General features: G+C 67.7%; 8 protein-coding genes. 7 read left to right on the plus strand and 1 reads right to left on the minus strand.

The window, feature by feature from the left end:
* The first annotated feature begins 12 nt into the window (after positions 1-12).
* From ACFUUZ_RS03040 to ACFUUZ_RS03060, 5 genes are all read left to right on the plus strand, one after another.
* On the plus strand, positions 13-1,530 hold the full coding sequence (locus tag ACFUUZ_RS03040; RefSeq protein WP_378691963.1) for an MFS transporter: 1,518 nt from the start codon (positions 13-15) through the stop codon (positions 1,528-1,530).
* Positions 1,517-2,080: a TetR/AcrR family transcriptional regulator gene (locus ACFUUZ_RS03045; protein WP_378691965.1), complete on the plus strand. Its 564-nt coding sequence runs from the start codon at positions 1,517-1,519 to the stop codon at positions 2,078-2,080. The genes ACFUUZ_RS03040 and ACFUUZ_RS03045 overlap by 14 nt, the downstream gene beginning before the upstream one ends.
* Before the next feature lie 124 nt (positions 2,081-2,204).
* Positions 2,205-3,545 carry a dipeptidase gene (locus ACFUUZ_RS03050; protein ID WP_378691967.1) on the plus strand — a complete coding sequence of 447 codons (1,341 nt, stop codon included), beginning with the start codon at positions 2,205-2,207 and terminating at the stop codon, positions 3,543-3,545.
* Between the two features lie 40 nt (positions 3,546-3,585).
* Positions 3,586-4,050: a thioredoxin family protein gene (locus ACFUUZ_RS03055; protein WP_378691969.1), complete on the plus strand. Its 465-nt coding sequence runs from the start codon at positions 3,586-3,588 to the stop codon at positions 4,048-4,050.
* Between the two features lie 227 nt (positions 4,051-4,277).
* The gene (locus ACFUUZ_RS03060) at positions 4,278-4,520 is read left to right on the plus strand and encodes a hypothetical protein (protein WP_378691971.1); all 243 of its coding nucleotides are present in this window, start codon (positions 4,278-4,280) and stop codon (positions 4,518-4,520) included.
* 849 nt (positions 4,521-5,369) lie between these two features.
* Here ACFUUZ_RS03060 and ACFUUZ_RS03065 read toward each other — a convergent pair.
* Positions 5,370-7,196 (minus strand): ATP-dependent endonuclease, encoded by a 1,827-nt coding sequence (locus ACFUUZ_RS03065; protein WP_378691973.1) that lies wholly within the window; start codon positions 7,194-7,196, stop codon positions 5,370-5,372.
* Between the two features lie 393 nt (positions 7,197-7,589).
* On the opposite strand from ACFUUZ_RS03065, the gene ACFUUZ_RS03070 reads away from it, so the two are divergent.
* Both ACFUUZ_RS03070 and ACFUUZ_RS03075 read left to right on the plus strand, forming a co-directional pair.
* A complete protein-coding gene (locus tag ACFUUZ_RS03070) occupies positions 7,590-8,057 on the plus strand; it encodes a hypothetical protein (RefSeq protein WP_378691974.1) in 468 nt (155 codons plus the stop codon).
* Positions 8,058-8,128: 71 nt separating this feature from the next.
* Positions 8,129-10,348: hypothetical protein (locus tag ACFUUZ_RS03075; protein ID WP_378691976.1), on the plus strand; the 2,220-nt coding region annotated here is incomplete at its 3' end.

Genomic DNA, 10,348 nt, shown 5'->3' on the forward strand with positions numbered 1-10,348 from the left:
TAGCCTGGTCGCATGACCCTGCACACCACCCCGAGAGCCGGACGCCGGGAATGGTCGGCGCTGGCGGTCCTTGTCCTGGTCGTCACGCTGCTCGCCGTCGACGGCACCGTCCTCTACCTGGCGGTTCCCTCGCTCACCGCCGATATCGGCCCGAGCCCGACCGAGCTGCTGTGGATCGGCGACATCTACTCGTTCGTCCTCGCCGGGCTGCTCATCACCATGGGCAATGTCGCCGACCGGATCGGCCGCAAGAAACTGCTGCTGATCGGCGCCGCGGCGTTCGGGGCGGCGTCGGCGCTGGCGGCCTTCGCGCCGAACGCCGAGACGCTGATCGCGGCCCGCGCGCTGCTCGGCGTCGCGGGCGCGACGCTCATGCCCTCCACGCTGTCGATCGTGCGGGCGATGTTCGCCGACGCGAAGCAGCGGACCACGGCGATCGCGGTGTGGTCGACCGGGGCGATGGCGGGCGCGGCGATCGGGCCGCTGATCGGCGGGGTGCTGCTGGAGCACTTCTGGTGGGGCTCGGTGTTCCTGATCAACCTGCCGATCATGGCGCTGGTGCTGATCGCGGGGCCGGTGCTGATCCCGGAGTCGCGCGGGGACACCTCGACATCGATCGACCTGCTCTCCTCGGCGCTGTCGATCCTGGCGATCGTGCCGCTGGTGTACGCGGTCAAGCACTGGGTCGGCAGCGGGTGGGACCTCACCGTGCCGCTCTGCGCGGCGATCGGCGTCGCGGCCGGGCTGGTGTTCGTGCGCAGGCAGCTGCGGCTGGCGCATCCGCTGCTCGATGTCACGCTGTTCCGCGTTCCGGCCTTCGCCGGGGCGGTGGTCTCCAACGGGCTGGCGATCTTCGCCTTCGTCGGGTTGCTGTACTTCTTCTCGCAGTACCTGCAGCTGGTGCGCGGGTACGGGCCACTGCGGGCGGGGTTGGCCGAGCTGCCGACGACGCTGGCCGCGATGGTGGTGGTCGCCTTCGTCGGGGTGCTGGCTGCGAAGCTCGGCGCCGGGCGCGCGATCGGGGCCGGGCTGGGTTTCGGCGCGCTCGGCCTGGCCGGGATCGCGCTCACCGTCTTCGAATCGGCCTACTGGGGGCTGGGTATCTCGCTCGTCGTGATCGGGCTCGGGATCGGCGTCGCCATGACGCTGTCGACCGACGCGGTGGTCTCGGCGGTGCCGAAGGAGCGCGCGGGCGCGGCGTCGGCCATCGCGGAGACCGCCTACGAGCTCGGCACGGCGCTCGGCATCGCGGTGCTCGGCTCGATCCACCTGGCCATGTACCGCTCGCACCTTAACCTGCCCGCCGGGACCGCGGCGGCCGACGCGGCGGCGGCGGAGGCCTCGCTCGCCGGGACCGTCGGCTCCGTCGCCGACCCGGTGGTGGTCGAGCACGCGCAGACCGCGTTCGCCACCGCGGTGCAGACCACCTCGGCCATCGCGGCCGTGCTGCTCGTCGTCTCGGCGGCGGTGGCCTGGAGGGTGATCCCCTCGCCCCGAGGTGCGAGAGTGGAGCACCGTGACGCCCACTGAACCGGCCGCGACCAGAGATAAGGAGCGCACCCGCCGGGCGATCCTGGACGCGGCGGGGCGGATGCTCTCCGAGCACGGCTCCAAGGCCAGCCTCGGTGAGATCGCCAAGGCGGCGGGGGTGACCCAGAGCGGGCTGCGGCACCACTTCCCGAGCCGGGACGCGCTGCTCTACGGCCTGGTCGAGGACACCATCGAGCGGATGTGGGCCGAGATCCACGCGCACGTCGACCTCTCCGAGAACCGGCCGGGCAAGTTGCTTCGCGGCTACGTCCGCGCCGTGACCGGCGAGAACGACCTCGTCGCGGCGGTGCTCGATCCCACCGGGCTCGGGGCGACGATCGGGAACCCGCCCGGCGTCGAGGAGCTCTTCGCCCGCGACGCCGAGCGCTGGCGGGCCGCGCTGCGCGCCGACGGGCTGCCCGAGGCGCGGGTGCTGGTCGTCCAGCACGCCGCCGAGGGGCTCGCGGTCGCCCGCTCCAGCCCGTACCTCACCGAGGCGGAGTTGGCGGTGGCACGGGCCGAGCTGCTGGCCATGACCGAACCGGCGTGACCGGCGCCCGCTCGGCGGCCCGCGGTCGCCGCCGAGCCGGGAAATCCCGGCGGCTGGGAACCCGCGCTCGGCGGCGCGCGGTCGCACCGAGCCGGGAACTCCCGGCAGCAGGGGAGCACCTACGGTGGAGCCTGTGAGTACCGAGCTGACCGACCGCGTCGCCGAGCTGATGCCGCGGGCCCGCGCCGACCTGGCCGAACTCGTGGCGCACCGCTCGGTGCACCTGGAGCCGGAGAGCAGGCCGGCCTGCCGGGCCGCGGCCGAGTGGACCGCGAAGGCCTGCGCCGAGCTCGGTTTCGAGGTCGAGGTGATCGAGACCTCGGACGGCAGCCCCGCGGTCGTCGGGTACCGCGCGGGCGCCACCCCGGATGCCCGCACGGTGCTGCTCTACAGCCACCACGACGTGCAGCCGCCCGGGCCGGAGGAGCGCTGGAGTTCGCCGCCGTTCGAGCTCACCGAGCGCGCGGGCCGCTGGTACGGGCGCGGCGCCGCCGACTGCAAGGGCAACCTGGTCGCGCACCTGACCGCGCTGCGCGCCGCGGGCGCCACCGGCTGCGCGGTGCGGATCGTCGTCGAGGGGTCGGAGGAGGCGGGCGGCGCTGGGCTGGACGACCTCGCCAGGCAGCGCCCCGAGCTGTTCGACGCCGACCTGATCGTCATCGGCGACACCGGCAATGTCGCCGCGGGCACCCCGACGCTCACCACCAGCCTGCGCGGCGTGGTGAACGCGAAGGTCACCGTGCGGGCGCTCGGCTCGGCGGTGCACTCCGGGCAGTTCGGCGGCGCGGCGCCGGACGCCATGGCCGCGCTGCTGCACGGGCTGGCGTCGCTGCGAAACGCCGCGGGCGACACCACCATCGACGGCGTCCCCGGCGACCAGCGCTGGACCGGCGCGCCCTACCCACCCGTGGTCTTCCGCGCCGACTCCACCGCGCTGCCCGGCACCGAACTGCTCGGCTCCGGCGCCCCCGCCGACATGGTGTGGGCCCGCCCCGCGGTGACGGTGATCGGCATCGACGCCCCCGGCACCGCCGACTGCGTCGCCGCGGTGATCCCGGAGGCGGCCGCCATGCTGAACCTGCGCGTGCCGCCCGGGCTCGACCCGCGCGCCACCTACGACGCGCTCGCCGCGCACCTGCGCGCGCACATCCCCTGGCAGGTCGAGGTCGACGTCGAGGCGCAGGCGATCGGGGCGCCGTTCGCCGCCGCCACCGACGGCCCCGGCTACCGCGCGCTCACCGCGGCGCTGCGCACCGCGTACGGCGCCGAGGTGGTGCACTCGGGCCAGGGCGGCTCGATCCCGCTGTGCACGGTGCTGGCCGAGGTGGTGCCGCGCGCCGAGATCGCGCTGCTCGGCGTCGAGGAGCCGCTGTGCCGGATCCACGCGGTGGACGAGAGCGTCGACCCGGAGGAGATCCGGCGCACCGCGCTCGCCGAGGCGCTCTTCCTGGCCTGCTTCGCCTGACCCGGGCGCCGGATCCGCTATCCGTGGCAGGATTTCGGACATGCCCACGCAGGCCTTCACACAGCGGAGTTTCGAGCAGGCGGTCTCCGGCGGCGGCATCGTCCTGGTCGACTACTGGGCGTCCTGGTGCAGTTGGTGCACCCGGTTCGCGCCGGTCTTCGAGGAGTCGTCGAACCAGCACCGCGATATCGTGCACGCCACCGTCGACACCGAGGCGGAAGCAGCGCTGACCGCCGCCGCGCAGGTCAAGGCGCTGCCGACGCTGCACGTCTACCGGGAGGGGCTGCTGGTGTACGCGAACGCGGGCTTCCACACCGCCGCCCAGCTCGAGGAGGTCGTGCAGCACGTCATGTGGCTGGACATGGAGGCGGTTCGGCGCGAGATGGGTGTGCCCGCACCCGATCCCGGCGGGGCGCAGGCCAAGCCCCCCGCGGTTGCAGAACGGCAGGCCGGACTCGCCGCGGGCCCGACGCCGTACGGCTGGCCGGGGTTGCGCGCCCGGTAGCGCTCAGCCGAGCCTGCCTCCGGCGGGACGATGCGGCAAGCCCGCGACCCGTTCGGCGCCAACTGCTAGGACAACTTGTCAATTCTCGCGCGGGGGTTGAGATCAACAATTCTATGCGGCAGTCATATCGCGAACCCGTTCTCGACGTTTCTCGGATCCGTCGGTAGGCCGTGTCTGTGCCGCGCGGCACAGCAGATCTGCGTCCAAACGCTACTCACGCGACGAGCATGTCCACTCTCGCCGGGGGACGACGTCTAGACTGGTTCCTCGGTTACCTCGTCGACGAGGGAATACGGGACGAAAAATTGAACTTTGAAGGCAAAAAGCTCTTCTTTCTACGTCTGGACGGGCAGGTGATGGGCGTTGAGTGTACAGTCAACCCCCTTCTCGCAGAGGTAACGCCGGACCCCTTCGGGCTGAACTATGAGCTCCAGTTCATGCTTGATGACTCGCTCACCGCCGTGGATTGACCCAATTGCGCTGACAAGACCAACGTGTCGTCTTCGATGCCTGCCAGTGTGCACGGTGTCCGCTCGGTGCTCGGCAGCGATTACCAGGAATGCGTATCTGAGAAGGGGACCCAGGAGTGAATGCTCTCGCTGACCTGGCAGGCACTCTGTTTGCACCGCAGTATTCCAACGGAGCTCTTCAACGGGCGATATTGCCGTCGCAGACCATGCGCGACCCGGACGTTTGAGCGTGCCGAATTTCGGCTACTCGGCCGCGTTGATTGCTCTTGAAATTACCTCGTTTGTGTTTATTGTTTTGGCTGTGCTCTCCTGATATGATCGCGGATTCGGGGCTGAGATGTCTTCTACGCGAGTCTTCCGGCGGTGTTGTCGACTTGGCAGGTAACCGAGTGCCGTGGAGGTGTAGGTCGCGCCGACCCGGGCATCAGGTGCGGGTGTCCGGTATAAGCTGGCCTTCCTCGAAGGGCTGGTGGTAGCGCTCTGCACCTGGGTGGACTCGGAGCGCGGTTGCACCCATGCGGGCAAGTGGCGGTCGCGACCAAGTTCGGTCACCCGGACTGCTGGTCGGGCCTGGTCGCAATTCACCGAGACGAGTCCGGACCAACGCTGATTGTCACCCGTCTGGGGTACAACTAGCTGGATGGAAGGGGCGATGTGATGGGTGGCAGAAGTGATGAGTCGATACCCAACCCCAACGGTTGTCGATGGTGCGGTATCGATCGGGAAGAACATCTGCAGCGCTGGGCGCCGACCGTGAAGTGGCACTCGTGGGTCGAGCCCACCGGCGCGCAGCGGAAGCGGCGGTTATTAGAGCGCCGGGCTCGGCGTGATCGTCCGGCGGCCGACGTGCTAGCCAGCTAGTTGGCGCAGTTCGGAGAAGATATCGCGTAGCTCCTCCGGCACCTCCCCGGCGTGCTTGAGCTCCGATGCCACAGCCAGTAGCATCGCAGGTTTGCCGGATGGATGCTGCGTGCTTTCTGTCCGGAGCAGCTGCTCGACGGCGCCGCTGAACTTCTTTTCTGTACGGCAGGCGGCAAATTGCGCCGGAGTCCAATCGGTCCCATCGTCACGACGCCAGACTTCGTTCGCCGTCCGTGCCCAAAGCTCGTCGTCGAACAGTTCTTCCAACTCGCGGACCCGAGAGCGCTGGCCGACCATCTTGACGATCGTGTCCCGATCCGGGCCGAAGTGAACAGATAGATTGCTCTTTCCGAAGATCCGGGTGTTGTTCTCGCTGTCCGCGTCGATCATCAGCAGCACGCTGCGCTCGTGCTTGTGCAGGTAGCTCGCGAGTCTCAGTGCGCCGTCATTGCCACCGCAGGCCCAGAGTGCGATTCCGGCGGCCTGCAACGACATGTCCTCCGCGAGGCGGAACAGGATCGGAATCGTCTTCTGTTCGGTCTCGCCCTCCACAGCGAGGAAGCAGCGTTCGTGCAGTAGAACGGAGTTTCGCAGTCCGACCGCGGCCGCGATTACCCCGAGATGACGGTCGAACTCGGCATGTTCGGCATTGCCGAGGCGCTGGATCGCTGTTCGTCGAGTCTCCTCATCCAATCTGAGCAGTACGACATCTCGGATGTCGACTCCATCGATCAGGTTCATGGAGTGCGTGGCGACGACAACGCTCACATGCCTGGCGCGTGCCTGGCGGCGGATGATGCCCATGACGTCGCGCTGGAAGTGGTAGTCGAGATGGGTGTCGGGCTCGTCGTAAGCGACGATCACCTGTAACGGAGGTTCCGCCTCGGTGTCCTCCTCGCCGTCGACGGGGTCGCTCAGCAGTTCGGTGGTCCCTTCCCATACCGCCATCGAGATGCGGCGGCGGCTACCTCGCCCGGATCGGTCGAGCAGCACCTGCTCGCCATTCGCTCGTTCCACCCGAAGACTGGTCGAGCGCAGTGTTCCGGTGAAGCTCACGTCGGGCACGATCGTCACGCCGACGATATCGGGGCAGCGCTCGATGATGTGATCGGCGAGTGGTTTCGCCTCGATGCGCATCTGCTCGCGCGCGTCGGTCTCCAGCTCACCGAGCCGACCCCGGACATCGTCGTCGGCGACGAACTTCTTGAATCGGGGTGTTAGCGCGGAACGCAGGGCCTCTTCCGGATCTGCCGAGTGGCCTTCGAATTGAGTGATCCGCGGAAGCCTGGCCCGCAGTGCAGGAGGCATGCCACTCCATCCCTCGGTGCTGGAGTGTGTGCGACCGTAGTCGACCAGCCAATCCAGCAGCTTCGGCTTCGTCAGCTTGGATGCCGACCGATGCCCGAATCGGGTAGCCAGAGCCTTGAGTTCAGGAACGTGCTTGTCCGCGAGGTCCCACAGCTCCTCGTCGTCGGGAATCGGGCCCCAGATCTCGTACCGGGGCACGAGATCGGCCTCAGCGCACCGGCGTAGCCGCACAGTAGCCGGCAGGCTCAAGTGTGCCTGCTCCCAGGCGTCTGCGCGGAAGTCTCCGACCACCGCGGTTGTTTTCACTCGGCCACCGGATTCGGCGGACAGGTAGGAGCGGTCTTCCTCGGTCAACGTCAGAGAATCGAGGAGGAACGCTAGTGCGCCGAGCGCGGCGGACTTACCGCCGTCGTTGGGACCAGCGATGATCGTCGGGTTGCCTATCGGGATGTCCTTGACGGCAGCCAACGAACGGAACCCATATACGGAGTACTTCTCGAGATGCACTTGCCATCCATCCAGGGCAGATTGTCGCGCAGGCCAGTTACGGATTATCGCCCAGACCCCGAATACGGACGACGGTTGCTAGAACCTATCAGCCGGATCGGCGCGCGAGAAATCAGTTCGCAGAGTTCGGCGGGTGCCGGTGTGCGCCTGGATTCGGCGTGCCTTCGCTCGAACCCTACTGCGGCGCAGACACTCATCCGACAGCGATGACGACTCGGTAGCGGCGGAGGTGCGTTCGTGCCCCATACGAACCGGTGGTCGGCATCCAACTGTCACCGCATACTGTCGGTCCTTCAAATGACAGTACAGTGAGAGGTTCTTGGTTAGATTGTGAAGGTTCTGGCCCGTGGTCGGCCAGGCTCGGGATCGGGGAGGTTGATCGGGGTGGAGCCGGTGACGTTGATCGCTGCGGCGGTGGCGGCGGGTGCCGCCGCAGGCGCAGGTGATACGGCCAAGCAGGTAATCGTTGATGCCTACACCGGGTTGAGGGGATTGATGATCCGCCGCTATGGGGTGGTCGACGCCGAGGTCGTGAGTCTGGAGTCCGAGCCGCAGGAACCGCTGCGGCGCCAGCTGTTGGCGCGCCAGCTTGCCAAGACCGGTGCCGGCGACGACCCGGAACTGCAGACCGCCGCTCAGAGGCTGCTGCAGTTGATTGCCGACCAGGCACCTGGCGCCGCCGGGGTTGTCGGTATTCGATTGTCGAACAGTACGATCGGCAAAGACCTCGAAATCGCCGACCTATCTGTCGCCACTGGCATCGGCTTCGAAGGCGCCGGAATCAGGGTAGACGGCTCGGTGAAGATTGAGGGCACCCGCGTCAAGGAGTCGCACACGGACCCTCCGGTCGCGCACGGGTAGACCCGACCCCGGGCGCGACATCGACTCACTGGGAAAACCCGGCAGCGGGAGCGCTGGTCAACCTGCGCGCTGTGCACGCCGAGCAGGTCCGAATCGACGCTATCAGCAATCACTTCGAGGTCGGAGCGGTCTCCGATGCTGCGCTGCTGTCGGAGACGTCGCGGTATCTCACCCAGGTGCGCGAATTCATCGCCCCCGTCGATGGGTTGAAGGACCGCGCCGGCGAGCTTGACGTGCTAGAGAGTTTTTGCCGCGGTGATCGGCCGTACCTATGGATCAGAGCCGAGCCCTGGGCGGGCAAGTCTGCGCTGTTGTCGTGGTTCGCGCTGTACCCGCCGCCGGATGTGACGGTGATCAGCTTCTTCGTGACAGACCGGCTCGCCGACCAGAGCGATCACACCGCGTTCACCGTCGCGGTCTTCGACCAACTCGCCGTGTTGCTGCCGGATCAGCGGGCTCTGATCGCAGCCGCAGTCCTCAACCGCGACGGGTTGCGAAACGATCTGCTCGCCACCGCCGCCCGGCGCGAAGCACAGCGCGGGCGGCGTCTGGTGCTGGTGCTCGACGGCGCGGACGAGGACACCGGCAGGCCAGCAATCGTCTCGCTGCTGCCTACCAGGCCAGACCCGAACCTGCGTGTCGTCGTTGCCAGCCGATACGGTCCCCATCTGCCGATTCCCGCTGTGCATCCGCTGACCGACGCCAGGCCTTACCGGCTGACCTCCTCACCGTTTGCGGCCGGCGTCCGCGCGCGCGCCATAAAAGAACTCGATGACCTGCTTGGCGGGCCCGAGCAACACCGTCAGCTGCTGGCCTTGATCACCGCCGCCAACGGCCTGACCCGCTCCGAGCTCGTCGAGCTCACCGACCTTGCCCCCTACGAAATTGATACCCTCCTGCGCGGAGTCGCCGGCCGCAGTTTTCGCACCAGCACAGCACCGGATGAACACTCCGATCCGGTATACGCGCTGGCCCACGAAACTTTGCAGCGCACCGCCGAGGAACGCCTCGGCGCACGACAACTCACCACTGCCCTGAACCGGCTGCACCATTGGGCCGAGCGCTATCGCGACCGAGACTGGCCGGCCGATACTCCGGATTTCCTGCTTCGCCGCTACTTTCCTGTCCTCGATCGCCACAACGATTTGCCCCGCATGATTGCCTCGGCTCTCGACGCTGGGCGCCACGACTGTACGCGCGCACGTACCGGAGGCGACGCGACCGCGCTGGCCGAGATTCGAACTACGCAGCAACGCATCTGCGATCAACCTGACCCTGATCTGCTCGCCACCGCGCGCCTGGCCCGCTACCGCGACCGTATCCATGAGCGCAGTGACAGCATCCCCTTGGAGCTTCTGACCGTATTGACGATGCTGGCCGAGCATGACCGCGCCGAAGCGATCGCTCACTCGTACTCCACCCCGGATCAGCAGGCCGCAGCGCTCACCCAACTCGTCAGGGCGGTAGCCGCTACCGGTCCCGATCGGGCTGCTCGGCTCAGAAACCGAGCCGAGGTGATTGCCCGCACGATCACCAATCCGAATAGCCAGGCCACCGCTCTCACTCGACTCGCTGAGGCGGTGGCCGCTACTGATCTCAACTGGGCCGAAGCGATCACTCGCACCATCGCTGACCCGTACCGGCAGGCCACCGCACTGGCGCGGCTTGTTGAGGCGGTGGCGATTGCCGACCCGGACCGGGCTGCTCAGCTCGCCGAGCGGGCCGAAACTTTCGCGTGCAACATCACCGACCCGTACGAGCGAGGCATCGCGCTCAGCGCAATCGCCGGAAGGGTGGCAACCACCGACCTTGACAGAGCCGAAGCGATCGTTCGGACCATCACCGATCCATACCGTCAGGCCACCGCGCTCAGCGGTGTTGCCGGAGCCGTAGTTGCCACCGACCCTGTCCGAGCTGTCCAGCTCGCCAGCCGGGCCGAAGCGATTGCCTGCACCATCGCCGACCCATACCGTCAGGCCACAGCGCTTGCTCAGCTCGCCAGGGTGGTGGCCGTCACCGATCCGGACCGGGCCGAAACGAGCGCCCGCGCCATCACTGACCGATACCTGCAGACCACCGCGCTCAGCGGGGTTGCCGTCGTGGTGGCTGCCAGTGATCCGGACCGAGCCGAGACAATTGCTCGCGCCATCACCGAGTCCGACCAACAAGGCTTTGTGCTGAGCGAGGTTGCCGTGGTGGTGGCTGCCAGTGATCCGGACCGAGCCGAGACAATTGCTCGCGCCATCACCGAGTCCGACCAACTAGGTATTGCGCTGAGCGGGGTTGCCGTG

Origin of the sequence: Nocardia sp. NPDC057353 (genome assembly GCF_042667085.1) — a bacterium.
Taxonomy (GTDB): domain Bacteria; phylum Actinomycetota; class Actinomycetes; order Mycobacteriales; family Mycobacteriaceae; genus Nocardia.

Excerpts from the sequence above, each read along its gene's own strand:
- ACFUUZ_RS03060 (WP_378691971.1), top strand. The coding sequence starts at position 4,278 with ATGTCCACTCTCGCCGGGGGACGACGTCTAGACTGGTTCCTCGGTTAC.
- ACFUUZ_RS03055 (WP_378691969.1), top strand. The coding sequence starts at position 3,586 with ATGCCCACGCAGGCCTTCACACAGCGGAGTTTCGAGCAGGCGGTCTCC.
- ACFUUZ_RS03040 (WP_378691963.1), top strand. The coding sequence starts at position 13 with ATGACCCTGCACACCACCCCGAGAGCCGGACGCCGGGAATGGTCGGCG.